Raw genomic sequence first — 22,017 nt, forward strand, 5'->3', positions numbered from 1 at the left:
GCGGTACATAAATTGCACTTCACTGTTTCAGAATTTCGCGGGGTGCCCTGACGCCGTTGCGCTGGAAATGGCCGCGCCCAGGCAGGCCAGCAGCCGGCTCGCCAGCGCGTGCCCGATGCCCGGTGCCAACGCAATGACGCGAATGACAAGAACGAAGATCACAAGACCGGTGAGCGGCAACCGCTTGGGCTGCTCTGACGGCGATGAACGGCGACAGCAGCGCCACGCTCGGCGCGTACCGCTTACCAAACTGCTAATCCGCTGGCAGCTCGTTCGCGATCGACGACAAGGCAGATGCACCTTCTTTACCCAACATCCTTTTCGCCGTCTGCTGAGCTGCACGCCAGGCCGGCATGGCGGTCACCAGCAATTCACGCCCTGCATCAGACAGTACGATGGGACGACTTCGCCCATGTGAAGGCGCAAACTCCTCAACCCATCCCTGGTCCAGCAGCAGCTGAAGATTGCGCGTTGAAGTCGATCGCTCCAGATGACCGGCACGGCCCAATTCAGCGCGGCTGCCACCGTTCATTCTCGCGATGAGGACCAGCATGGAAAATTGCGAAGAATTGACGTCATATGAACGAAGTGCCCGATCATAGATGCCAGTAACGACACGCGAAATGGATCGCGTTCGCGTGAGCAAACAATGCCGGGTTACCTCTTCGACCAGGTCAGGCTCGAATCCCTGCTTGTTCGGTGATTTGGTAGTCATACGCTGCACTAAAGTGTAAATGCCGCGGATGCATCATAGGTCAATGTATGCCGCTGGCTGCATCGACGACGCACTCGCTCAGTCACTGTCAGGATTGCCGGTCGCGCTAAACGCGGCCTGAACTTCGTCCACCGTCTGTTTAGGCGCTTGCAGATGCGGATAATGGCCGAGTTTGGGAAGAATCGTAAGCCTCACACCGTTACGGTTCGCGTACTCAACGCCCATTTCCTTCTTGATGTAGATATCCTGCTCGCCCCACACCACCTTCACGGGGACCTTCAGCTTTGTCATATTGGCTTCGAAGTAGTCCTGGTCCCGGGTGAAGTAGGAGTAGTAGTGGTAGAAGGCGTCTGCCGATGTGATATCACCGCCCCAACCTTTCGCGATATCGTCCCTGAACTCTTGGGGCAACGCGTAGCGCTCCTCCGCCGGCATGCCGCGGAAGAATGTGTTTGCCAGGATTTCGTCACGGTTCTTGTTCATCGCGGCATGCACGGCGTCAGACGAAGGCTTGGACTTCAGGCCCTGCAGGCTTTCGTACATGTACTGTGGGCGGTTGAACGGGGCAAAGTCGCCAACGATGATCTCCCTGGCGATATTCGGTTGCTCCAATGCTGCCAATAGCGCCGGTAGCGCCCCGATATCGGTGGCGTAGATCACCAGCTTCGAACTGTCGATGCCAGACGTGCGGATATAGTCTTCCAGCACATGGGCGTAATCCTTCGGCGCATACGAGAAGCGATCGGCGCCCGGACGTGAGGACTGTCCGTAACCCGGCCAGTCAAACGCATGTACCTCGTAGTCGCTGGACAGGGATTCGGCAATCGGTTTCCACGCATACATCGTCTCCGGGAAGCCGTGCAGGAACAGTACCGTGCCCTTAGGATGCGCGGGCCGATAGACCATATGACGCAGCTTGATGTCAGGATTGACCTGTACCTCGCCGACTTCAATCTTCGCCGCCGACGAGGATGACGCCGGCAGATTGGAGCATGCGGAAAGACTCATGGCTACCGCCGAGAAGACTGTCGCCTTCGTTAAAAGTTTGAACATGATCGTGGTACTCGTTTAGTGCTCGTGTGACTTGCCGCTCTTGGTGTCCGCCACAGCTACGTTGACCTTTTCGGCGATCAGAATCTTGTGGGTCGGACCTGCCACGCCGGTAAGCGGTTCTTTTCGTCTCGTCATATGAACCCTCATAGCGCACACTTTACGGGCAATGTAGTGTATATACACCATTCGCTCAAGAGAAAATGCGTTAAGTAAATTGCACTTCATTGTTTCGAAAATCCACGGGGCGCCAAATGCAGAGTCCAGCCCCTCTTCCCGACTGTCGCGCCGGGCGACAAGGAGTTAGATTGATTGCGTTACGAAGCCCGGCGGCGCAGCAACACAGTACGCTCCAGCGCTTTCTACTGAGGGGAAGGCAGACTCAAAAGCTTACTCAACGGCTTCAGTGGGCCTATTGGGAGGAGCGAGAACGTCATCAAATGTGCTTTCCTCAAGGGAAGTGCCTCGAGCATTTCATGTGCTTGAGCCACATCCGTAACGTTCAGGATGAACGCCACCCCAGCCCGGTCTTGCAGTGAATACCACTGATCAATCTTGCCGTCGAGGTAGAGCTGCGCCGTCTCGCGAACTTCGATCGTAAGAACGTGTTGGACAAGTTGCATGTCCGTGCCCGGGGGAAAAGTGCCAATCGCCAATATCTTCGTGGTTGGCGTGGTCGGCATCGGAGTGGTGTGTGCCATGGAGACTCCAGCAGAAGCGACCATCACGGACGCTATTGTCAAATTAAGAAGAAGGCGTTTCATAGCGCCGCGGATTCGGGTCCTGTCAGATAACAATCGCGGAAGCGCTCATCGACGCGCTCCCACATCAGTTTCGAAAACAGCAGCGCTGCACCGAGCGGGCGATGATTGATGATCACGGAATCCGTCTCGCCCCGTTCATTCATATGCGCGACGACCACCGTCTCGATCGGCACGCCCTGAATCTGCGAGCGATAGGATTCCATGTACAAACCGTTGCCGATCTCGCCCTTGTAGCTGTGATGCTGGAACTCATAGAGCGAGACTGCGTGTTTGATCACAGAGAGAATATCGGCTCGTCCCTCGATCGGACGCTTGAGGACGGTGGCCTCGAGCGTCGCGTTTTCAGCGAGGTTGGCCAGCCAGAGTGGCGGACCGCCAGCGGGTGCCATTACGGGGGCTGTGTCGTTGAATTTCATGCTGGGTGCTCCGTTACTGTTTGTTCGTGATGCCCGCGCTAGCGGCATCGAGCGCTGCTTCGAGCGTGATGCGCGCCTTCTCGCGGCGGCGTCGCGCGAGCCGTTCAATACCCGCGCCGCGCTCGGACTCGCCCGCCAGCAGCGCATGAATATCGGGCAGCATCCAGATCGCGCCGCGCGTCCCCCAGCTGCCATCCGGTATCTCGGTCGGGAAGACCCAGACGCGCGGCGCGACGTCATCGAACGGCCGGTTTTCCGCGCGCGCCACCGCTTCCGTGACGCTTCTGACGAGCGAGCGACGCGATTCGTCGGTGTATTGCCCTTCGGGTACAGACGGAATGATCCGATAACGTATCGTGTTCGTGCGTTCACCGCCGATATAGATCGCTGCGGGTCGATGAAGATGAAATACGGTGACACGCTGTGCGATCGGACTGGCGGGATCGTAGCCTTCCGCCTCGATGAGGATATCGGTCAGTTCCTTGACGAGGCGCGCTTCGGCCTCGGGCGCCAAGGCGTTTTCGGGCCACAGTGCATCGATCATTGGCATGGTGCTGCTCCTGCTTTCGGTTCATCGGATGCGGCCATGATCGGGGTTTACTCGTGCGCCCGGAAGTGGCAGCATCGCCATTATTCGTGGAATTTCAGACACGCAATGACCATCGTCCGCATCTGGGTCTATGACGGAATCCTCGCGTCCGGCGTCGCGGGACCTGTTGACGTCTTCAGCGCGGCCAATCAGTTCCATGCGCGCAAGGCTGCGTCAGGCTCGACCTCCGCGCCCGTGTTCGAGTGGCGGGTGGAATCGCTCGACGGGCGGCCCGTCACCGCTGCGTCAGGCCAGACCATTCACGTCGACGGCAAGATCGACCCGCGCAAACGGGCCGACGCCGTTCTGCTGACGGCACCGTTCTTCTCGAACATCGACGAGTTCATCGGGCGCCGCGAGCAGTTGAACGAACTATCTTCCGCGCTGAGGCGCCAACGCAAGGCAGGCGCCGTGCTGGCGGCTTATTGCACGGCCAATTACCTGCTCGCCGAGGCCGGCCTGCTGGATGGCCGCGCCGCAACGACGCACTGGGCGAGAGCCGCGGACTTCGCGCGCCGCTATCCGCGTGTCGAAGTTCGCGCACAGGAACTGCTGATCGAGCAAGACGGCATCATCTCGGGCGGTTCCGTGACGTCGTATCTGAATCTTGCGGTGCGGCTCGTCGAAACATTCGCCGGCGAAGAACTCGCCGCGATGACCGCGAAGGCGTTGTTGATCGACATGAACCGGATTTCGCAGGCTTCCTTTACAACGCTTCTCGACGAACACGGGCATACCGACACGCTCGTCGCGCGCGCCCAGCAGCAAATGGAGGCAACGTTGCAGCAGGGATTCCGGTTGAGCGATCTGGCGGCATCGCTTGCTGTCAGCGAACGCACGCTCAATCGCCGTTTCAAGGAAGCCGTCGGGCTCGCACCGTTGACGTATCTGCAGAATCTGCGCATCGAGGTCGCGAAACGCTTACTGGAAACGCGACCAATTGGGCTCGAGGCAGTGAGTCAACGTGTCGGTTATGGCGATATCAGCACATTCCGGCAGTTGTTCAAGCGCAAGACCGGATTGTCCCCGAGTGAATATCAAATGCGATTTTCGCGTGTCGCGGCGGCGGAGAGCGTAGAAGTCGAGCCACGGAGCAACAACGACTGAGGCCTCGCGGCTCACGCCACCGCCTTCGTCATTTCCCTCCCTCTCACCTCGCACCTTCCCTTTGTATCCCAACGTATCTGCAAACAGATAGGGATACGCGCGCTTACACACTACCAACTTTCGGACACGAGTGGGATACGTTGATCCGCTCAAATACGCCCATCGCGAGCAGAAGGCCGCGCCGCAAAAACTGGGCTTACCGAGGTAGTGCATATGCAACACGAGCCGAACGGAACCGTTGAACTGGACCGACTTGCGGATCAATCGCTGAGCAGCCAGATCGCGCGTAATTGTCTGGTGACGCGCGCCCGGCAGATCTCCCGTGTCCTGACCTCCGTCTATGACGATGCGTTGCGGCCGTTCGGCATCGTGGCGCCGCAGTTCTCATTGCTTGTGCTCATCGCGGAGTTCGGGCCCATCAGCCGCTCAGATCTCGGCCGGAGGAATCATCACGAGCGATCGACGCTGACAAGGAATCTGCAGCCGCTGATCGCGCAGGGCTGGGTTGCCGAAGGCGTCCCTGCTAGCGATGGTCGCAGCCGTCCTCTCTCGCTCACGCATGAAGGCGAGGTGCTGCTCAAAAGCGCCGCGAGCGCGTGGTCGGCTGCACAGAGTCACGCGACGCAACTTCTGGGAGAAAACGGTGCCCATGAGCTCATGAATATCGCACGCGATTTGCCGCTGCGCATGGTCTGAAATTTATCGATCGATGTTGCATATGCAAGATCGATCAACGCCTGGTACCCCTACCCCCTCATCAAGGAGTTTGTCATGAAAGTCGTCAAAGCCGCCGCCGTCCAGTTCAGCCCGGTGCTCTACAGTCGTGAAGCAACCGTTGCCAAGGTCGTGCAAAAGATCCACGAACTGGGCCAGAAGGGCGTGCAGTTCGCCACCTTCCCCGAAACGGTCGTGCCTTATTACCCTTACTTTGCGGCTGTCCAGACGGGCATCGAGCTTCTGTCGGGCACCGAACATCTGCGCCTGCTCGAGCAGGCCGTGACCGTGCCGTCCGCCGCGACCGACGCGATCGGAGAAGCCGCGCGAAAGGCCGGCATGGTTGTGTCCATTGGTATCAATGAGCGCGATGGCGGCACGCTGTACAACACACAATTGCTTTTCGATGCCGACGGTGCGCTGATCCAGCGCCGCCGCAAGATCACGCCAACGCATTTCGAACGGATGATCTGGGGCCAGGGAGACGGCTCGGGCCTGCGCGCCGCCGATAGCGCAGTCGGCCGAATCGGCCAACTCGCATGCTTCGAGCACAACAACCCGCTCGCCCGCTACGCGATGATCGCCGACGGCGAACAGATCCATTCGGCGATGTATCCGGGTTCGGCCTTTGGCGAGAGCTTCGCGCAGCGGATGGAAATCAACATCCGCCAGCATGCGCTCGAGTCCGGCGCTTTCGTCGTCAACGCGACGGCGTGGCTCGACGCCGACCAGCAGGCGCAGATCATGAAGGACACCGGCTGTGGAATCGGCCCGATCTCGGGCGGCTGCTTCACCACGATCGTCTCTCCTGACGGCATGCTGATGGCCGAGCCGCTTCGCTCGGGTGAAGGCGAAGTCATCGTCGATCTCGACTTCAGGCAAATCGATCGCCGCAAGATGCTGATGGATTCAGCCGGTCACTACAACCGCCCTGAACTGCTGAGTCTGATGATCGACCGTACGCCGACCGCGCATGTTCACGAACGCGCTGCGCAGCCGATGATCGTCAACGACCAGGCGTCCGACGATCCGCGCACGCAGGCTGCGTGATCCCGCGAATCTCGAACTGCCCCTGTATCGAAGGAGAACTTGTTTTGAAAGCAATGATCAGGACCGGCTCCGCGAGCATCGTCGTCGCGGCGCTCATGGCGGCTGCTTCTCCCGGCTACACGCAGCCGACTGCAACGGATACGCCCGTCGCAACGCATGCGCGCAAGCCTGTGAGCGCAAAGACCGACGTATCAGACGGTACGCTGGTGAAGTCGCTGCCCGGATTCAGAAATGGCTATGCAACCGTAAACGGCGTGCGGCTGCATTATGTGGCGGGCGGCAAGGGCGAGCCGCTCGTGTTGCTGCCGGGATGGCCTGAAACATGGTGGACCTTCCACAAGATCATGCCGGCGCTTGCCGGGCATTACACCGTGATCGCCGTGGATTTGCGCGGCATGGGTGCATCGTCGAAACCCGCTGACGGCTATGACAAGAAAACGATGGCCGCCGATATCCATGAGCTGACGCAATCGCTTGGATACGACAAGGTTGCGATCGCGGGACACGACATCGGCTCGGCGGTGGCGTTCGCCTATGCGGAAAACTATCCGCAAGCCACCGACAAGCTGGTGATGATGGAGTTTCCGCATCCCGACAATAACCTGCAGACGTTTCCGCTTCTACCCGCACAAGGCGCATACGGTGACAGGCTCGGTTCGGCGCGCCCGAACCTGTGGTGGTTCGCGTTCAACCAGGTCAGAGGTTTGCCGGAGAAGCTGCTGGCAGGCCGCGTCCGGCTTGAACAGGACTGGCTCTTCCACTACTTTCTTGTGAATGAGAAAGCAGTCGACGCACGCGACCGCGCCGTGTATGAGCATGCCTATGACAGCGCCGCCGCGATCCGCGCAGGCAACGCGTGGTATCAGGCCTTCCCTCAGGACGTCAGCGACAACAAGGATTATGGCCAGCTGCAAATGCCCGTTCTCGTGATGGGCGGTCCCGCATACAAGTGGATGAAAATGGTCGTCGGACAAAAGGCGGTCAATATGAGCGCCGTCGACATAGAGAACAGCGGGCACTTTATCCAGGAGGAGCAGCCCGAACTGATCACGAAGACAATGCTCGGCTTTCTGCAAAACGCCCGCGAATGACGACCCGATCTTCGTGTTGATCAGCGTATGTACGCGCACATTTTCATACCTACGTGTGTATATGCATACATAAATAAAATGAAGTTTCTCCTTGAAAGGATGCGATATGACAACGAAACCTGTCCATGATCGGCCCATTCTCGTGACGGGTGCCGGAGGCGCGATTGGTGGCATTGGCCGCAACGTGACAACGTCATTGCTCGCGAAGGGCTATAAAGTGCGGGCGCTGGTCCGCAAGGAAGACGAACGCGCGGACGAGTTGCGCCGCCTTGGCGCTGAAGTCGTGGTCGGCGATCTGACCGATCTCGCCTCGATGCACCGCGCGATAGAAGGCTGTTCGCGCGTCTATTTCGGCATGTCCGTCTCTGCGGCCTATCTCGAAGCAACCGTCAATTTTGCTGCCGTAGCGCGTCATCACGGCATCGAAGCGATCGTGAACATGTCGCAGATGACAGTCACGGAGATGAGCATCACGCAGACGACCGATAGTCCCCAACATAAACTGCACTGGCTCGCCGAGCAGGTTTTGCAATGGTCGGGGCTGCCCGTCGTCACGGTACGGCCGACGGCGTTTCTCGAGAGCTTTTTCCTGACGCTTGGCGCAGCCGGCGTGCGCGACAACGACGAACTCGCGTTGCCGCTCGGCAATCGCAAGACTTCGCCCATTTCAGCCGTTGACGTCGCGAATGCCGTATCGGTGATTCTCGAAGACCCGGCGTCGCATATCGGCAAGATCTATAACCTGACGGGCCTCGAATCAACGGATCTCGAGCAGGCTGCGCGCGTCTTTTCGGATGCGCTCGGCCGGCCCATCCGTTACCGCAATGTGCCGGTCGCGTCGTGGTCCGAGAAATTGCGCGAGCTCGGCATTCCTGCTCACGTCGTCGCTCATCTGGCCGTGATGGCCGACCTGCACGCTCAAGGCCGATACGACCGCATGACGAACGACCTCTTCGAACTCACAGGCCGTAAGCCCATGAGCATGTATGACTTCGTGAAGTTGCACGTCGCCGACTTCACCCGCAACGCAACGCGCTGATCAAGGCAGGAGACCGATCCCATGTCAAAAGACACGCCCCAATCCTCATCGCGCCGGCACTTCGTCGGTATGGCCGCCGCGGCGCTCGCGGCAGGCTCGCTGAGCCGGCTCGCCTTCGCGGACACGAGCCCGGCAATCGGCAAGATCACGGAACCCGCAAACGGCGACAAGTCCGCGCTTCGCCCGTTCCGCGTTCACGTTTCCGACTCGCAGCTCGCCGATATGCGGCGCCGCATCAAGGCCACGCGCTGGCCCGATCGCGAGACGGTGTCCGACGAATCGCAGGGCATTCAGCTCGCCGCCATTCAGGGGCTCGCGCAATATTGGGCGAGCGGCTACGACTGGCGCAAATGCGAAGCGCGGCTGAATTCGTATCCGCAGTTAATCACCGAGATCGATGGACTCGATATCCATTTCATCCATGTGCGCTCGAAGCACGACAACGCGATGCCGTTGATCGTGACGCACGGCTGGCCCGGCTCGGTCATCGAACAGTTCAAGATCATCGACCCGCTCGTCAATCCGACCGCATACGGCGCACCGGCTTCGGACGCATTTCACCTTGTGATTCCATCATTGCCAGGCTACGGCTTTTCGGCGCGACCTACGACGACGGGCTGGGGACCGGAGCGTACCGCCCGCGCGTGGGTCACGTTGATGAAACGGCTCGGCTACGAACGCTTTGCTTCGCAGGGGGGCGATCTCGGCGGCATTGTCACGAACATCATGGCCAAACAGGCGCCGCCCGAGCTGATCGGCATTCACGTGAATTTCCCTGCCTCAGTTCCGGCCGAGATACTGAAGTCGCTGGCGGCGGGCGATCCGATGCCTGCCGGCTTATCGGACGAGGAGAAGCACGCGTACGAGCAATTGAGCGCCAACTTCAAGAAGAAGCGCGGCTACGCTTTCGAAATGGCCACTCGCCCGCAGACGCTCTACGGACTCGCCGACTCGCCCGTCGCGTTGGCGTCCTGGCTGCTCGATCATGGCGACGGCTACGGCCAGCCCGCTGCGGCGCTGAGCGCGGCCGTGCTCGGTCATCCCGTCAATGGTCATTCAGCAGGCGCGCTGACGCGAGACGACATACTCGACGACATCACGCTTTACTGGCTGACCAACACGGGCATTTCGGCGGCGCGCTTCTATTGGGAATCGCACGCGAACTTCTTCCTCGCGGCCGACGTCACCGTGCCTGCCGCTGTGAGCGCGTTTCCGGGAGAAAATTACCAGGCGCCGAAGAGCTGGACCGAAAAGGCGTATCACAACCTGATTTACTTCAACAAGCCCGAAACGGGGGGCCACTTTGCGGCATGGGAAGAACCGATGATCTTCGCGAATGAAGTGCGCACGGGGTTGAGGCCCTTGCGTGCGTAATGTGCGAAGCGCTCCGATGCGCACGCGTCGGAGCGCTCGTCGTTTGGTTCGGTCATTTTCGACGAACCCTGGCGCGTATGTCTGATGTTCCTCGAAAGATGGCGACATTGCCACTTCCGCCCGTTTCACCAAAGCCCGATGATCAGGCGGACTTCCATTTGCTGGTTCCCTAATATGACGGCAAACGCCTCCTTCTCGACAAACCTGCTGCTTGCCTACGCAGCGTATTTCGTTGGCACCGCGAGTCCCGGGCCGAGCAACCTTGCAATCATCTCCATAGCGGCCAGTCACGGCAGGAAGGCGGCGCTGACGTTCGCACTCGGTGTCATCTCAGGATCGATGTTTTGGGCGACGGTGGCAACGCTAGGCGTGTCTGCGGCCCTGATCGCCTATTCTCAATTCATCATTGCAGTGAAGATTTTTGGCGGTCTGTATCTCTTGTGGCTAGCCTTCAAATCCGGACGCAATGCGCTCGCGACTGCAGCTGCGTCCGTAGTGGCGGTGGAACGAACACCGACCTTGACGAGCGTCTACTCCCGCGGAGTGATGCTCCATCTCACCAATCCCAAAGCCATCCTCGTGTGGGTTTCGATTGTTGCTCTATCGTCGAACGGCACAGGGCCTACCCAGCCTACCCATAGTGCTCTGGTTATGGGCTGTGCGGCCATCGGATGTCTGGTGTTCGGCAGTTATGCGGTACTGTTTTCGACAGATTCGGCTCGCAGAATGTACGTGCGGACCCGCCGCGCCCTGGAAGGATGCCTGGCCGTGGTATTCGGGATTGCCGGCATCCGACTCCTGGCGTCGCGTCTGTAGAGAGCTATCGGTCAGCCCATCCCGCGCTGCCCAGCCGATGCGAGCGCGCCATCAACCGCAGCCCGCTCGCGATTCCGCCTATGCCCGCGAATATCGCGCCGCCAAGCAGCGCGAGTATCGGCCCGTGCTGGCCGGCCAGTCCAAAGCACAACGCGACCAACGCGGCGCCCGTGGCCTGGCCGATCAGACGCGAGGTCGCGACGACACCGCTGGCGCCGCCGCTGCGCGCATGAGGCGCGCTCGCCATCAACGCCTTGATGTTCGGAGACTGAAACAGGCCGAAGCCGACGCCGCAAATGGCCATCCGCACCGCGATCGCGTACACGGAAGGATGAGCGGGCAACAACGAGAGCGACACAAGGCCCGCGCACAGACAGGCGAGCCCGGCCGCCCCCAGCGCGCCTGGCGGATAGCGGTCTGACAGGCGTCCGGCAACGGGCGCCACGAGCGCTACGACAACCGGCCAGGGTGTAATCAGGAACCCCGTCTCCATCTGACTGAGATGCAGCGCGTCCTCGAAATAGAACGGTAGCGACACGAACGCGAAGCCCTGCGCGGCGAACGCGCAAACGGCCGTCACGGCCGACAGCGCGAACTCGGGCCGCCTGAAGAGATCGACGGGCAGCATCGGCGCGAGTCGCGTTGCCTCGCGCCGCATCAGACACACGCCGAAAACGAGTGTGATGACGAGCGCGCCGAGCACGCGAATCGTGGGCGCACGCTGACCTCCTTCACCGAGCGCGACAATCAGCGATGCAAAAGTGATGACGTTCAGCACGGCCGCAACGGGATCCAATGGATGCGCGCCTCGAGGCGTCTGCGGCAGCACTGGGAGCGCAAATACGAGGGCAATGACTCCAAGCGGCACGTTGATGATGAAGAGCCATGACCACGACGCTGTCGAAAGGATCAGAGATGCGATGGTCGGCCCGACAGCAACCGACACGCCAACGACGAGCGCATTCACCCCGACGCCGCGCCCAAGCCGGTGTCGCGGATACAGCGCACTGACGAGCGCAATGCTGACGCTCGTGATCGCGCTACCGCCCAGCCCTTGCAGAAGACGCGCGGCGGTGAGCAATGGCAGCGTCGGCGCCGCCGCGCAAGCCAGCGATGCGGCCGTGAACAATGCCAGCCCGCCGATGTAGACGCGCCTGTGCCCGAAAACGTCGCCCAGCGCGGCGAAGGGCAGTATCGTCGCCACCATCGCGAGTTGGTAGCCGTTGACGATCCATACCGATTCGGCCGGCGTCGCGTGAAGAGCGGTGGCTATCGCGGGCAGCGCTGTGTTCGCGATCGCGGTGTCGAGCGTCGCCAGCGCAACCGCCAGCATGACGGCCACCATCGCGAAGCGGTTCGCGGCCGGCATTGGCGCATCAATGCCAGGTGCGCACGCATTGGAAAGGTCGGACAAGATGCCTCCTCGAATCGAACGAAACATGATGTCGTCATTGTTCGACGCACTGCCCGGAAAGCGAGGCGAGCTTTGATTCCCGGGAGGAATACCGGCGCCGCGGTGATTGGATTTACGCTAGAGTGGGACTGGACAACGGCTGGCAGAGAACGAATGAGAATCGAAGACTTGCGCGTGTTCTCCCTGCTCGCTCAAACGCGCAACCTGCATCGCATTGCGCAAAAAACGGGGCTGACGCAATCCGCCGTGTCGAAGATCCTGCAACGACTCGAAGCGGAATTCGACACGCGCCTCGTCGATCGCAAGGGTCGTGGCGTCGAACTGACGGCAGCAGGACGCGTGCTCCTGGAGCGTGCCGCCGATGTCGGTGCGTCGGTCGCGCAAACCTACGCTGATATGGCGGCGGCGAAGTCTGCGTCGGCGGGCAAGATTCGCATCGGCGTCGTGCCGGCCCTGCTTGAATCCGCGCTACTGCCCATCCTTGCCCGTTACACAGCGCGCGAGAGCGCCGTCTCGTTCAGACTTTCCGTGCAGGTATCGGCGCTGCTGTTCGACGAACTGAAGGACGGGCAACTCGATCTCGCGCTTTGCTTCATGCCGGACGCCATAGAAGACGAAGAACTCCAGTCCGATGAGATCGGCAGGCAGCGCTACCGGATCGTTGCACGGCAAGGCCATCCACTGGCGCATGCACCCGCCGATCCACGCCTGCTGCAAGGGGCGAAATGGTTGCTGCCGCTGCCGGGACATGGACTGCGCCAGATCGTCGATCGATACTTTCTGGACCACGATCTGGCGTCACCGCAGGCGGTTATCGAAACCGACGCGTCGATTTCGCTGCTGACAGCGTTACTGCGCAATAGCGACCTGATTACCATGCTGACCGAGCAGATGCTCCAGACCTATGCGGGCCGCGATCTCGCTGCCCTGCCCTACGAAACGGCGCTATTCGAAAGCAGGATCCGGCTTTTCTACCGCAGGAAAACAACCATGTCGCCGGCCGTGCAGAGATTTCGCGCGACGTTGCATGAGGCACTGACTGGCCCTTGAATGCGATCGATGGCGCTTCAATGGTCGACGGCTGTCATGGGCAGCGAGCCCGTCTGCCCATAAAACTCCTGCAAGGCAAAAGCTTCGCGCTCCCGCTGCGCGCGAGCACCGCGATCCAGCATCGAGAAGGCCCAGATTCCCGCGAACGCGAGGGGCACTGAAACCAGCGCCGGATTGTCGAGGAACACGGGCGTATGCGCGTGGTGCAGCACGTCGACCCAAACCGATTTCGACAACAGCGTCAGCAGCACGGCAGAGATCAGCCCGAGCGCGCCGCCGATTACCGCGCCACGCGTCGTCATGCCCCGCCAGAAAATCGACGACACCAGCACCGGGAAGTTGGCGCTCGCCGCGATGGCCGCCACGAGGCCGACCAGAAACGCCACGTTGACGTGCTCGAAAAGGATGCCGAGTCCGATTGCGGCGGCGCTCAATATCAGCGTGGCTACGCGCGAGATACGCATTTCATGCGCTTCGTTGGGTTTGCCCCGCGCGAGCCAGCACGCGTACAGATCGTGTGAAACCGTGGTCGCCCCGGAGAGCGTGAGGCCCGCCACCACGGCCAGGATCGTCGCGAACGTCACGGCGGCGATGAAGCCGTAAAACAGGTTGCCGCCCACAGCCTGCGCCAGCTTGACAGCAACCATGTTCGAGCCGCCGAGCAGATCGCGCGTGAGATTGAAGTGCCCGTCCGCCGCCGTCTTGAAGAACTCAGGATGCTGCGCGAGCAACGCGATCGCGGAGAAGCCGATGATGAAGGTCAGCAAATAGAAGTACCCGATAAACCCGGTGGCGACGAACACGGACTTGCGCGCCTCTTTTGCGCTGGGCACCGTGAAAAAGCGCATCAGGATATGCGGGAACCCCGCCGTGCCGAACATCAGCGCGATGCCGAGCGACAGTGCGTTGAGAGGGTCCTTCAGCAGCTTGCCGGGCGCCATGATACTGAGCGCGCCGGGATGAACGTCGACTGCGCGCCGGAACATCTCATCGGGACTGAAGCCAAACTGCGCCAGCGCGGTGACGGCCATGAACGTCGCGCCGCACAACAGCAGCACGGCCTTGATGATCTGCACCCACGTGGTTGCCGTCATGCCGCCGAAGAACACGTACACCACCATCAGCGCGCCAACGATCACTTCCGCCATCCAGTACTGCAAGCCGAATAGCAGCTGGATCAGCTTGCCCGCGCCGACCATCTGCACGACCAGATAAAAGACCACGACGACGAGCGACGTGCTCGCCGTCAGCAGACGAATCGGCGCCTGCTCGAAGCGGTAGGCGACCACATCGACGAATGTATATTTGCCCAGGTTACGCAAGGGTTCGGCGAGCAGGAACATCACAAACGGCCAGCCGACCAGAAAGCCAATCGAATAGATCAGGCCGTCGAATCCGAACAGATACACCATGCCGGAAAGGCCCAGGAACGATGCCGCCGACATGTAATCGCCGGCGATCGCGAGTCCGTTCTGGAAACCGGAGATACCGCCACCCGCGCTATAGAAGTCGCGTGTCGTACGCGTTTTGCGCGATGCCCAGCGTGTGATGCCGAGCGTCACGAGCACGAATAGCAGGAACATGCCGATCGCAACGGGATTCAGTTCGACGTGACTGGGCACCGGACCTTCGATGCCCGACGCACGAGTGAGCCCAGCCGTCGATGCGAGACACGCGCACAGCAGGGAGCGAACGAGCTTCATGCTTCACTCTCCTTCGGTGCGTCGAGGAGCAGTGCGCGCATCGCAGGATCGAGCGTGCGGTTCGCGTGGAGCACGTACCAGCCTGTCAGCCCGATCGCCACCAGAATGATGCCGATGCCCACGACGACGCCGAGCGTGATCGTCGCGCCCGGATACAACGGTCGCGCCAGCAGATGTGGCGCCACTGCGACAAAGAGGATGAAGCCGTAGTACGCGGCGATCATCAGCGCGGTCAGCGTGAAGCTGAAACGGCGGCGTGACGCGATGAGCCGCCGGTATGCGGGGCTCGCCTGGATTGAATCGATGCTGGCTTGCTGCATGCGTTTGTCTCCTGTCGGCCAGAGTTGGAGCTTTAGCCCCTTACCCTGGCACCATGCAAGTTGGTTGAGGCCTGTTGTCTGTCGTCGGAATGAAATGAGCCTCTTGGGCTCGATGCAACCGCTCTGCGGGCTTCTGTCGGCACCGCTTGCGTGCACAGCGTCAGTGGCTGGCGATCCGTCCCATCGCCTGCCGCATGTCGCGCTCGAACCGGCGCACGATGTCGGCAAGCGGCTCGATCCTGTCGGTGAATGCGAGCGACTGTCCCGCGGAGAGCAGTCCCTTCGACCAGTCGCCCGTCACGTAGGCGTTGCGGCCGATCTTGCCCGCGACCATCGGCATCAGGTCCTGAATCGTGACGTCCGGGTTCTGTGCCTCGAGTGCCTTCACGGCGGCCGTCGTCTCGTTGCGCAGCGTCCGCACGGTATTGCGCACGGACTGCATGCACAGATCGGTATCGGTCGGTCCTGCTTCCACCAGACGGCGCTTGTAGTCGTCGTGCGCCCAGATCTCCTCGGCCACGGCGAAGCGCGTGCCGACCACCACGCCCGATGCGCCCATCGCGAGTGCCGCGGCAAGCTGCGAGCCGCGACCGATGCCACCGCCGATCAGATACGGAATGTCGAGCTGGCTCTCGGCCCATGCGGCGTTCACGAACGAGCCCACCATGTCGAGTCCGGGATGACCGCCGCATTCCGCGCCGACGATCGCCACAGCATCGACGCCGACAGCAGCCGCCTTGACCGCGAACCGAACCGCGGGCACCTTGTGGAGTACCTTGACACCGGCCTCTTTGAGCAGCGGCATGAATTCCTCGGGATTGCGCCCCGAGGTCTCGACGCATTTCACACCTTCATCGACGATCAGCTCGAACACTTCGCGCGTTCTCTCGCCCGGAACGAGCTTCGGCAACATCGACACGTTGACGCCGAATGGGCCGCCCTCGCACAGTTCGCGGCAGCGCCGGATCTCGGCGCGCAGCGCATCAGGTTCAGGGAAGCTCGCGGCCGTGATGAAGCCGATGATGCCGGCACGCGAGGCGGCGGCGACATAGTGGGCATCGGCGAGCCACATCAGGCCACCGGCGACGATAGGGAGCCGCGTGCCAAACAGCTCGGTCACGGCGTTGGAAAAGGCGCTCTGGCTCATTGAAAGTCCTTGTGCAATAACGCGCGATCCAGCGTCACACGACGCCTTCTGCCTTCAGTTGCGAAAGCCGTTCGGCGGACAGCCCGAGCAGCGACTGGAGCACTTCGCTCGTGCCTTCGCCGAGTTGCGGCGGGGCGCTGCGCACCGGAAGGCGCGCGCCGTCGAAGCGGTACGGCGGCGCGAGCACGTGCGTGCTGCCTGCTTCGGGATGCTCGAACGTCGTCAGCAACCCGCCTTGCGACGCGCGCGTCGAGGTGAGCGCCCGATGCAAGCCGAGCACTTCGCCGCACGGAATCCCCGCCCGCGTCAGACGTTCGAGAAGCAGCGCGCGCGGTCTGCTGGCAATCTCGCGCTTGAGTTCGGGCACGAGTGTTTCGCGGTGCGCCGCCCGCACGAGGTTCGTTCGATAGCGGTCGTCGTCGAACAGATCCGGCCGTTCGATCACCTCGCGACAAAAGCGCTCGTACTGGCCGTTGTTGCCGACCGCGATGACGAGCGGCCCGTCCTGCGCATCGAACACGCCGTACGGCACGATCGAAGGATGCGCGTTGCCATAGCGCGGCGGGTCTTCCCCCATTAGCATCGACTCCAGCCCGTAATACGAAGTGATCATCAGGCCGCAATCGAACAGCGCCATTTCGACATGACGCCCCTTGCCGGTCTCCTGACGCTGGAACAGCGCGGCGAGCACCGCTTGCGCGGAATACATTCCAGTGAACAGATCGACGGCCGCCACGCCGAACTTGAGCGGCGGCTGATCGGCATTGCCGTTGAGCGCCATCAGCCCCGCCTCGCCTTGCAGCACCACGTCGTAGCCGGGACGCGCCGCTTCCGGCCCGTGCCGGTCGTAGCCGGAGATCGAGCAGTAGATGAGGTCCTCGTGTCCTTCCTTGAGTTGCTCATAGCCGAGGCCGAGCTTTTCGGCGCCGCCGAACTTGAAGTTCTGGATCACGACGTCGCTCTGGCGCGCCAGGTCGCGTGCGATCTGCTGCCCTTCTGCTGTTTGCAGATCGAGACACACCGAGCGCTTGTTGCGGTTCACGCTGTTGAAATAGGCCGTTTCGGTGGTGCCGACGCGTATGCCCCAATCGCGCGTGTCGTCGCCGCGCTTCGGATGCTCGACCTTGATGACTTCTGCGCCAAGATCGCCGAGCACCATCGCGCACCACGGCCCCGCCAGCACGCGGGATAAATCGAGAATGCGAACACCGGCAAGCGGCAGGGAGGAATCGAGGTTCGACATGAAAGATCCGGAATGACAAAGAGTGACGAAGGCGCTGCGTCTAGTGAGAATCGACTTGGGACGCGCGGCGCAATGCTGAAAAATCAGCGGCGCGTTTGTCGAAGAAGGCGTTGATGCCTTCGGCGGATTCGTCGTCACCGAGCGACTCCGTCATGTATTGGGCTTCGAGATCGAGTTGCGCTTCGACCGTGTTTCCGCCTGCCTGGCGGCACAGACTTTTGATCCGTGCGATCGCGCGCTCGGGTCCCGCTGCGAGCGATTGCGCCAGCGCAACAGCTTCCGACAGCGCACCGCCCGGCTCCGCAAGACGGTTCGCGGCGCCGAGCGCGTGCATGCGTTCGCCCGTGACAGGCCGCCCCGTCAGACACAGCTCGGTCATCAGCTGACGGGAGAGGACACCGGACAGGAATGCCGTCGCGCCGCCGTCGGGCGACAAGCCGACCTTGACGTATGCCACAGAGAACGACGCATTGCGCGCGGTCACCAGCATGTCGCACGCGAGCGCGATCGAAAGCCCCGCGCCTGCTGCCGCGCCCTCGACTGCAGCGATCACCGGCTTGCTGCAGTCACGCAGCGCGCGAATCATGTCGTGCAGACTTTCGATGCCCGCGCGCCGCTCGGGCGGCGTCACCGCGCGCCGTTGCGCGAGCCGTTTCAGGTCGCCGCCCGCGCAGAACGCGCCACCCACGCCGGTCAGCACGATCGCACCGACTTCCCGATCGTTTTGCGCCGCTTCGATGGCAGCCGGAAGCGCCTTGTACACCTCGGCCGTGAGCGCATTGCGCGCAGACGGATTGTTGAAGGACAGCACCTGCACCGCGCCTTCGCGGCGCGCAAGGATAGGTTCGTTCATGGCGTCAGCTCCTGCTCAAAGTGATATAGCGTTCGAGATGGTGATCTTCGTCGCCCAGCTGATGGTCGATCATCACGAGGCGCTTCGCGTAATGGGCAAGCGGCAATTCCCATGTCATGCCGATGCCGCCGTGCAGCTGGATGGACTCTTCGGCCACTTGCGCACCGACGCGCCCGATCGTGTACTTCGCCGCCGACAACGCGCGTTCGCGCTCTACGCGGCTCCCGCCAAACGCGGCGGCGGCATTGATGACCGACGAGCGTGCCTGCTCGATCTCCAGTAGCAGATCGGCCATGCGGTGCTGCAATGCCTGGAAGCTGCCGATCGCGACACCGAACTGCTTGCGCGTGCGCAGGTATTCGAGCGTGTGTTCCTTCGCGACTTCCATCGCGCCGAGCGCCTCGGCGCACAAAGCGAGCACGCCCGCGCCGATGCTGTGCTCGAGCGTCGTGTAGCCCGCGTCTCGTTCGCCGAGCAATGCAGTGTCGGGGACGCATACTTCGTTCAGGTGCACCTCGGCGGCCCGTCCACCATCGATATTTCGATAGCCGCGCACTTCGAGGCCCGGCATCTCGCGCGGAACGACAAAGAGCGAGATCCCTTCTTCGGCTTCGGCTGTGCCGCTCGTGCGAGCCGAGACGAGATAGAAGTCGGCCTCCGCGCCCTGCTGCACGACGGTCTTGACGCCCGCCAGCACCCAGCCGTTCGAGCCCCGGTCGGCGCACGTCGACACCCTGGCCAGTTCGTAGTGCGAGCCGGGCTCGTCGTGTGCGAGTGCGGCGACGGCGCGTCCCTCTATCAGGCTTGCGATGAGAGGCTTGTGCGCGTCGTTGCCTGCATGGGCAAGCGCGTGCCCGACAGCGAGCGCGCCCAGGAAGGGCTCGACCACGAGGCCGCGCCCAAGGCTCTCGAAGACGACGGCGATGTCGAAGCCATCGCCGCCGAAACCGCCGTCGGCCTCGTCGAAGAGCGCGCCGACGACGCCCAGCTCCGCAAAGCGAACCCATAGTTCGCGGCTGAAGCCCGACTCGCTGCGCGCGAGCTCGTCTCGCTTCGCGAAGCCGTACTGCTCGCTCACGAAACGGTTGAGCGTATCCGCCAGCATGCGGCGGTCTTCGGTATGCTGGAAATTCATCGCGATCCTCTTACAGTCCCAGGATCATCTTCGAGATGATGTTCTTCTGGATTTCGTTGGAGCCGCCGAAAATCGACAGCTTGCGGTTGTTGAAGTAGAGCGCGGCGGCGCTCGCGGCCTCGTCGGGGCCGATCGGCGCGTCGTCGTAACCTTCTTGCAGCGCCTCCTCGACAAACGGCTGCGCGTATGGCCCCACCGCGCGGCGCATCAGTGACGACAACTCCTGGCGAATCTGCGTGCCGCGAATCTTGAGCATCGAGCTTTCCGCGCCCGGCACGCCGCCGCCCGCTACCGCGGCGATCACGCGCAGGTTGGTCGTCTTCATGTTTTCCAGGTCGATTTCGACGCGAGCAAGGCGCGCCGCAAAGAACGGATCATCGGCTAGAGGGCGGCCGTTGCGCGTCACCTTCTGCGCCACGCGGCGCAGGCGCGCCAGCGCCGCAACCGAAAAGCCGACGCCCGCGATGTTCGTGCGCTCGTAGGTCAGCAGATACTTGGCGACCGTCCAGCCCTTGTTCTCTTCGCCGACGAGATTCGCGACGGGAACGCGCACATCGGTGAAGAACACTTCGTTGATCTCGTGTTCGCCTTCGAGCGTGATGATGGGACGCACTTCGACGCCAGGCGAATTCATGTCGACGAGCAGGAAACTGATGCCCTCCTGCTTGCGTACATCCGTTGCCGTGCGCACGAGGCAGAAAATCATGTTCGCGTGCTGGCCGAGCGTGGTCCACGTCTTCTGGCCGTTGACGATGTAGTGCTCTCCTTCGGCGTCGATGCCGCGCACCGCGCTCGTCTTCACCGACGCGAGATCGGAACCCGAGCCCGGCTCCGAATAGCCCTGGCACCACCAGTCGGAGCCATCGAGGATGCGCGGCAGCCAGTGGCGCTTCTGCGCTTCGCTGCCGTACCTGATCAGCACGGGACCGAGCATGTTCACGCCGAACGGCACGATGCGCGGCGCGCCCGCCAGCGCGCACTCGTTCTCGAAGATGAACTTCTGCACGGCGTTCCAGCCCGGGCCGCCGTATTGTTCGGGCCAGTGATTCGCGAGCCAGCCGTGTTCGTTAAGGATCGCGTGCCATTCGGCCATGTCGCCGCGCGTGAGGCGCAAGCCGTTGCGCACCTTGCCGGAGAGCCTCGGAGGCAGTCTGTCTTTCAGGAAGCGCACGACTCGCTCGCGAAAGGCTTCCTCCTCGGGGGTAAAGTTCAGATCCATATCCTGTTTCTCTCAATAGATTTCGAAGAGGCCGGCGGCGCCCATGCCGCCCGCGATGCACATCGTGACGACCGCGTACTTCACGCCGCGACGGCGGCCCTCGATGAGGACGTGGCCCGCGAGGCGCGAGCCCGTCATGCCGTACGGATGGCCGATGGAGATCGCGCCGCCGTCGACGTTGAGGCGCTCGGACGGAATGCCCAGGCGCTGCTGGCAATAGACCGCCTGCGATGCGAATGCTTCGTTGAGTTCCCACAGGCCGATGTCGCCGACCGTCAGCCCATGGCGCGCGAGCAGTTTCGGCACGGCGAGCACAGGGCCGATGCCCATTTCATCCGGCTCGCAGCCGGCTACCGCGAGCCCCCGGAATGCGCCGAGCGGTGTGAGGTTTGCGCGCTCGGCGGCTTTCGCTTCCATCATCACGCAGGCCGAAGCGCCGTCGGAAAACTGTGACGAGTTGCCTGCCGTGATGTACTTGTCCGGGCCCTTGACGGGAGCGAGCTTCGCGAGCGCCTCCATAGTGGTGTCGGGGCGATTGCAGGTATCGGCGGAGACCGTCACCTCGCGCTGACTGACTGCGCCCGTCTCCTTGTCGGTCACGGCCATCGTGGTCGTTACGGGCACGATCTCGTCGGCATAGCGGCCGGCGAGTTGCGCTTGCGCCGTGCGCCGCTGGCTCTCTACCGAGAATCGGTCCTGCGCTTCGCGACTGATGCCGTAACGCTGTGCCACGATGTCGGCGGTGTCGATCATCGTCATGTAGAGCGAAGGCTTGTGCTCGACGATCCACGGGTCGAGCGCGGTCACGCCGTCTTCACGCGTGCGGATGCTGGAGATGCTTTCGACGCCGCCAGCGATGATCGCCGGCGCACCGTCGACGACGATACGGCCGGCCGCCATCGCGACGGCTTGCAGGCCGGACGCGCAGAAGCGGGTCACCGTCGTGCCGGCGATCGAAAGAGGCAAGCCCGCGCGGATCACTGTCTGGCGCGCGATGTTGCGGCCCGTGTTGCCTTCCGGATAGCCGCAGCCGAGAATCGCGTCCTCGATCAGGTCCGGGTCGATGCCCGAGCGTTCTACGGCTGCCCGCACGGCGAACGAAGCAAGCGTGGGACCGGGTGTGATGTTGAATTCTCCACGGTGCGCTTTGGTCAACGGCGTGCGCGCTGTGGAGACAATGACGGCTTCTCGCATGGTCTGAGTCTGCA

At 62.1% G+C, this 22,017-nt stretch carries 23 protein-coding genes; 8 read left to right on the top strand and 15 right to left on the bottom strand.

Annotation, left to right across the window (positions count from 1 at the left end; genetic code table 11):
* Nucleotides 1-27: 27 nt before the first annotated feature.
* From BN2476_RS46630 to BN2476_RS28905, 6 genes are all read right to left on the bottom strand, one after another.
* Nucleotides 28-180 carry a hypothetical protein gene (locus BN2476_RS46630; protein ID WP_160111770.1) on the bottom strand — a complete coding sequence of 51 codons (153 nt, stop codon included), beginning with the start codon at nucleotides 178-180 and terminating at the stop codon, nucleotides 28-30.
* A 73-nt stretch (nucleotides 181-253) separates the two neighbouring features.
* Nucleotides 254-715 (bottom strand): MarR family winged helix-turn-helix transcriptional regulator, encoded by a 462-nt coding sequence (locus BN2476_RS28880; protein WP_087737642.1) that lies wholly within the window; start codon nucleotides 713-715, stop codon nucleotides 254-256.
* Nucleotides 716-793: 78 nt separating this feature from the next.
* On the bottom strand, nucleotides 794-1,768 hold the full coding sequence (locus BN2476_RS28885) for an alpha/beta fold hydrolase (protein ID WP_087737643.1): 975 nt from the start codon (nucleotides 1,766-1,768) through the stop codon (nucleotides 794-796).
* 359 nt (nucleotides 1,769-2,127) lie between these two features.
* Complete coding sequence (locus BN2476_RS28895) at nucleotides 2,128-2,466, bottom strand: hypothetical protein (protein ID WP_087737703.1); 339 nt, start codon at nucleotides 2,464-2,466, stop codon at nucleotides 2,128-2,130.
* A gap of 59 nt (nucleotides 2,467-2,525) precedes the next feature.
* The gene (locus BN2476_RS28900; protein WP_087737645.1) at nucleotides 2,526-2,945 is read right to left on the bottom strand and encodes a hypothetical protein; all 420 of its coding nucleotides are present in this window, start codon (nucleotides 2,943-2,945) and stop codon (nucleotides 2,526-2,528) included.
* 13 nt (nucleotides 2,946-2,958) lie between these two features.
* Entirely contained in the window at nucleotides 2,959-3,495 is a 537-nt protein-coding gene (locus tag BN2476_RS28905; RefSeq protein ID WP_087737646.1) for a tautomerase family protein, read from the bottom strand.
* Between the two features lie 105 nt (nucleotides 3,496-3,600).
* Between BN2476_RS28905 and BN2476_RS28910 the strand changes: the two genes are divergently transcribed.
* The 7 genes from BN2476_RS28910 to BN2476_RS28940 all read left to right on the top strand — a co-directional run bounded on the left by BN2476_RS28910 (nucleotide 3,601) and on the right by BN2476_RS28940 (nucleotide 10,725).
* A complete protein-coding gene (locus tag BN2476_RS28910; RefSeq protein ID WP_087737647.1) occupies nucleotides 3,601-4,641 on the top strand; it encodes a GlxA family transcriptional regulator in 1,041 nt (346 codons plus the stop codon).
* A gap of 213 nt (nucleotides 4,642-4,854) precedes the next feature.
* On the top strand, nucleotides 4,855-5,337 hold the full coding sequence (locus BN2476_RS28915) for a MarR family winged helix-turn-helix transcriptional regulator (protein ID WP_087737648.1): 483 nt from the start codon (nucleotides 4,855-4,857) through the stop codon (nucleotides 5,335-5,337).
* Between the two features lie 75 nt (nucleotides 5,338-5,412).
* The gene (locus tag BN2476_RS28920; RefSeq protein WP_087737649.1) at nucleotides 5,413-6,405 is read left to right on the top strand and encodes a carbon-nitrogen hydrolase family protein; all 993 of its coding nucleotides are present in this window, start codon (nucleotides 5,413-5,415) and stop codon (nucleotides 6,403-6,405) included.
* A 53-nt stretch (nucleotides 6,406-6,458) separates the two neighbouring features.
* Nucleotides 6,459-7,496 carry an alpha/beta fold hydrolase gene (locus BN2476_RS28925; RefSeq protein WP_235851010.1) on the top strand — a complete coding sequence of 346 codons (1,038 nt, stop codon included), beginning with the start codon at nucleotides 6,459-6,461 and terminating at the stop codon, nucleotides 7,494-7,496.
* A gap of 106 nt (nucleotides 7,497-7,602) precedes the next feature.
* On the top strand, nucleotides 7,603-8,535 hold the full coding sequence (locus BN2476_RS28930) for an SDR family NAD(P)-dependent oxidoreductase (RefSeq protein ID WP_087737650.1): 933 nt from the start codon (nucleotides 7,603-7,605) through the stop codon (nucleotides 8,533-8,535).
* A gap of 21 nt (nucleotides 8,536-8,556) precedes the next feature.
* Entirely contained in the window at nucleotides 8,557-9,909 is a 1,353-nt protein-coding gene (locus BN2476_RS28935) for an epoxide hydrolase (protein ID WP_087737651.1), read from the top strand.
* 174 nt (nucleotides 9,910-10,083) lie between these two features.
* Nucleotides 10,084-10,725 (top strand): LysE family translocator, encoded by a 642-nt coding sequence (locus tag BN2476_RS28940; protein WP_087737705.1) that lies wholly within the window; start codon nucleotides 10,084-10,086, stop codon nucleotides 10,723-10,725.
* A 4-nt stretch (nucleotides 10,726-10,729) separates the two neighbouring features.
* On the opposite strand, the gene BN2476_RS28945 is transcribed toward BN2476_RS28940, so the two are convergent.
* Nucleotides 10,730-12,094, bottom strand: coding sequence for an MFS transporter (locus tag BN2476_RS28945; protein ID WP_173819681.1), 1,365 nt, complete (start codon nucleotides 12,092-12,094; stop codon nucleotides 10,730-10,732).
* A 198-nt stretch (nucleotides 12,095-12,292) separates the two neighbouring features.
* On the opposite strand from BN2476_RS28945, the gene BN2476_RS28950 reads away from it, so the two are divergent.
* Nucleotides 12,293-13,189 carry a LysR family transcriptional regulator gene (locus tag BN2476_RS28950; RefSeq protein ID WP_087737653.1) on the top strand — a complete coding sequence of 299 codons (897 nt, stop codon included), beginning with the start codon at nucleotides 12,293-12,295 and terminating at the stop codon, nucleotides 13,187-13,189.
* Between the two features lie 17 nt (nucleotides 13,190-13,206).
* On the opposite strand, the gene BN2476_RS28955 is transcribed toward BN2476_RS28950, so the two are convergent.
* From BN2476_RS28955 to BN2476_RS28990, 8 genes are all read right to left on the bottom strand, one after another.
* Nucleotides 13,207-14,892, bottom strand: coding sequence for a cation acetate symporter (locus BN2476_RS28955; protein ID WP_087737654.1), 1,686 nt, complete (start codon nucleotides 14,890-14,892; stop codon nucleotides 13,207-13,209).
* On the bottom strand, nucleotides 14,889-15,212 hold the full coding sequence (locus BN2476_RS28960; RefSeq protein WP_087737655.1) for a DUF485 domain-containing protein: 324 nt from the start codon (nucleotides 15,210-15,212) through the stop codon (nucleotides 14,889-14,891). Before BN2476_RS28960 ends, BN2476_RS28955 begins: the two co-directional genes overlap by 4 nt.
* 160 nt (nucleotides 15,213-15,372) lie before the next feature.
* Nucleotides 15,373-16,359: an NAD(P)H-dependent flavin oxidoreductase gene (locus tag BN2476_RS28965; protein ID WP_087737656.1), complete on the bottom strand. Its 987-nt coding sequence runs from the start codon at nucleotides 16,357-16,359 to the stop codon at nucleotides 15,373-15,375.
* 34 nt (nucleotides 16,360-16,393) lie between these two features.
* Complete coding sequence (locus BN2476_RS28970; protein ID WP_087737657.1) at nucleotides 16,394-17,602, bottom strand: CaiB/BaiF CoA transferase family protein; 1,209 nt, start codon at nucleotides 17,600-17,602, stop codon at nucleotides 16,394-16,396.
* 40 nt (nucleotides 17,603-17,642) lie between these two features.
* Nucleotides 17,643-18,455, bottom strand: coding sequence for an oxepin-CoA hydrolase, alternative type (locus BN2476_RS28975; protein ID WP_087737658.1), 813 nt, complete (start codon nucleotides 18,453-18,455; stop codon nucleotides 17,643-17,645).
* Nucleotides 18,456-18,459: 4 nt separating this feature from the next.
* Nucleotides 18,460-19,590 carry an acyl-CoA dehydrogenase family protein gene (locus BN2476_RS28980; protein WP_087737659.1) on the bottom strand — a complete coding sequence of 377 codons (1,131 nt, stop codon included), beginning with the start codon at nucleotides 19,588-19,590 and terminating at the stop codon, nucleotides 18,460-18,462.
* A gap of 10 nt (nucleotides 19,591-19,600) precedes the next feature.
* The gene (locus BN2476_RS28985; RefSeq protein WP_087737660.1) at nucleotides 19,601-20,809 is read right to left on the bottom strand and encodes an acyl-CoA dehydrogenase family protein; all 1,209 of its coding nucleotides are present in this window, start codon (nucleotides 20,807-20,809) and stop codon (nucleotides 19,601-19,603) included.
* 12 nt (nucleotides 20,810-20,821) lie between these two features.
* Nucleotides 20,822-22,003, bottom strand: coding sequence for an acetyl-CoA C-acyltransferase (locus BN2476_RS28990; protein WP_087737661.1), 1,182 nt, complete (start codon nucleotides 22,001-22,003; stop codon nucleotides 20,822-20,824).
* Nucleotides 22,004-22,017: the final 14 nt, after the last annotated feature.

This window comes from Paraburkholderia piptadeniae, from assembly GCF_900007165.1.
GTDB lineage: Bacteria > Pseudomonadota > Gammaproteobacteria > Burkholderiales > Burkholderiaceae > Paraburkholderia > Paraburkholderia piptadeniae.

Excerpts from the sequence above, each read along its gene's own strand:
- BN2476_RS28880 (WP_087737642.1), bottom strand. The coding sequence starts at position 715 with ATGACTACCAAATCACCGAACAAGCAGGGATTCGAGCCTGACCTGGTC.
- BN2476_RS28885 (WP_087737643.1), bottom strand. The coding sequence starts at position 1,768 with ATGTTCAAACTTTTAACGAAGGCGACAGTCTTCTCGGCGGTAGCCATG.
- BN2476_RS28895 (WP_087737703.1), bottom strand. The coding sequence starts at position 2,466 with ATGGCACACACCACTCCGATGCCGACCACGCCAACCACGAAGATATTG.
- BN2476_RS28900 (WP_087737645.1), bottom strand. The coding sequence starts at position 2,945 with ATGAAATTCAACGACACAGCCCCCGTAATGGCACCCGCTGGCGGTCCG.
- BN2476_RS28905 (WP_087737646.1), bottom strand. The coding sequence starts at position 3,495 with ATGCCAATGATCGATGCACTGTGGCCCGAAAACGCCTTGGCGCCCGAG.
- BN2476_RS28910 (WP_087737647.1), top strand. The coding sequence starts at position 3,601 with ATGACCATCGTCCGCATCTGGGTCTATGACGGAATCCTCGCGTCCGGC.
- BN2476_RS28915 (WP_087737648.1), top strand. The coding sequence starts at position 4,855 with ATGCAACACGAGCCGAACGGAACCGTTGAACTGGACCGACTTGCGGAT.
- BN2476_RS28920 (WP_087737649.1), top strand. The coding sequence starts at position 5,413 with ATGAAAGTCGTCAAAGCCGCCGCCGTCCAGTTCAGCCCGGTGCTCTAC.
- BN2476_RS28925 (WP_235851010.1), top strand. The coding sequence starts at position 6,459 with ATGATCAGGACCGGCTCCGCGAGCATCGTCGTCGCGGCGCTCATGGCG.
- BN2476_RS28930 (WP_087737650.1), top strand. The coding sequence starts at position 7,603 with ATGACAACGAAACCTGTCCATGATCGGCCCATTCTCGTGACGGGTGCC.
- BN2476_RS28935 (WP_087737651.1), top strand. The coding sequence starts at position 8,557 with ATGTCAAAAGACACGCCCCAATCCTCATCGCGCCGGCACTTCGTCGGT.
- BN2476_RS28940 (WP_087737705.1), top strand. The coding sequence starts at position 10,084 with ATGACGGCAAACGCCTCCTTCTCGACAAACCTGCTGCTTGCCTACGCA.
- BN2476_RS28945 (WP_173819681.1), bottom strand. The coding sequence starts at position 12,094 with ATGCCGGCCGCGAACCGCTTCGCGATGGTGGCCGTCATGCTGGCGGTT.
- BN2476_RS28950 (WP_087737653.1), top strand. The coding sequence starts at position 12,293 with ATGAGAATCGAAGACTTGCGCGTGTTCTCCCTGCTCGCTCAAACGCGC.
- BN2476_RS28955 (WP_087737654.1), bottom strand. The coding sequence starts at position 14,892 with ATGAAGCTCGTTCGCTCCCTGCTGTGCGCGTGTCTCGCATCGACGGCT.
- BN2476_RS28960 (WP_087737655.1), bottom strand. The coding sequence starts at position 15,212 with ATGCAGCAAGCCAGCATCGATTCAATCCAGGCGAGCCCCGCATACCGG.
- BN2476_RS28965 (WP_087737656.1), bottom strand. The coding sequence starts at position 16,359 with ATGAGCCAGAGCGCCTTTTCCAACGCCGTGACCGAGCTGTTTGGCACG.
- BN2476_RS28970 (WP_087737657.1), bottom strand. The coding sequence starts at position 17,602 with ATGTCGAACCTCGATTCCTCCCTGCCGCTTGCCGGTGTTCGCATTCTC.
- BN2476_RS28975 (WP_087737658.1), bottom strand. The coding sequence starts at position 18,455 with ATGAACGAACCTATCCTTGCGCGCCGCGAAGGCGCGGTGCAGGTGCTG.
- BN2476_RS28980 (WP_087737659.1), bottom strand. The coding sequence starts at position 19,590 with ATGAATTTCCAGCATACCGAAGACCGCCGCATGCTGGCGGATACGCTC.
- BN2476_RS28985 (WP_087737660.1), bottom strand. The coding sequence starts at position 20,809 with ATGGATCTGAACTTTACCCCCGAGGAGGAAGCCTTTCGCGAGCGAGTC.
- BN2476_RS28990 (WP_087737661.1), bottom strand. The coding sequence starts at position 22,003 with ATGCGAGAAGCCGTCATTGTCTCCACAGCGCGCACGCCGTTGACCAAA.